Origin of the sequence: Streptococcus sp. SK643, assembly GCF_000259505.1 — a bacterium.
Taxonomy (GTDB): domain Bacteria; phylum Bacillota; class Bacilli; order Lactobacillales; family Streptococcaceae; genus Streptococcus.
The window spans coordinates 1-1199 of sequence record NZ_AJMM01000018.1; the positions used below are offsets into that span (position 1 = coordinate 1).

Consider the following 1199-nt stretch of genomic DNA (forward strand, 5'->3'; position numbering starts at 1 on the left):
TCACGTCCGTCACGTCCTGCAGGTCCTTGCGCTCCATCACGTCCGTCGCGTCCCGCTGGCCCTGGTACACCTTCACGTCCGTCACGTCCTGCAGGTCCTTGAGCGCCATCACGACCAGCAGGTCCTTGAAGACCTTGAGCACCTTGGTCTCCCTTAGGACCTTTTGGCCCTTGTGGTCCTGCAACTCCGGCTTCACCTTTTAGACCTTGAGGTCCACGAATGTTACCGATTTGCTTCCAGTTTTCGCCTTCTTTTTTGTAAACGTCTCCTGTAGTTGCATCGATGTATGTGTCACCATCTTTACCATCTTGAGCTGTTGGAGCATTAGGACCACTTAGTAATTCAGCACCGTTACGGCCATCTTCTCCGGCTGCACCATTAGCACCATTAGCACCATTTTTACCATTTAAAATATCAGCTGAACTAATTAATTCATCCACATCTGGATCGTATTTACCGTTACCATTGTTATCAAAATATGCTGTAATACGAGTACCATCTACTGGTTGTGATGCTGGTGCTGTAGATGGGGCATCTGCTAATGCTCTTCTTACTCTTCCGCTTCTTTGATTATTAATTCTTGCTGCTGCTTCTGCTAAGGCATTTAAATCAATAGTTGGTGTACGTCCATCTTTTCCGTCTTTTACATTAACGGTTACAGGCTCTTCGCCAGGAATAGTAAATGTTATATCAGTACTACGTCCATCTTTTCCACGAGCTTGCGTAATTTGTGGCGTTTTACCATCACGTCCCGCTGCTCCTGTTTCACCACGGTCTCCACGTTCACCTTTTTCACCTTTAGCTCCAGTTAATCCACGTTCGCCTTGGTCCCCTTTTTCACCTTTGGCTCCATCTGCAATAACAACTTCTTTTAGTTTTGTATCGCCTGCATCAAATTCGTTATTATCATTTTGGTCATAATAGAAGATAACGGTCGTTGTTTTATCTGCGTCATTTCGTTGAGTCGCAACTAATGGACTTGCGCCATCGAAACCATCTCTTACAACAGTACTTGTAACATTACCTCTACCGTCGTTAATCGTGATAGTATGAGTGCCGTCATCTTTATTATCTTTAACGGTTACGGTTGGAGTTACACCGTCACGACCTGCCTGACCTTGGTCTCCTTTTTCACCTTTAGCTCCAGTCAGACCACGTTCGCCTCGGTCTCCTTTTTCACCTTTAGCTCCAGTGAGACC

General features: G+C 45.9%; 1 protein-coding gene. It reads right to left on the reverse strand.

From position 1 onward, the window contains the following. Window positions 1-1199 (reverse strand): collagen-flanked surface repeat-containing protein (locus HMPREF1117_RS07130; protein WP_000463290.1); only part of this gene is annotated, 1199 nt, incomplete at both ends.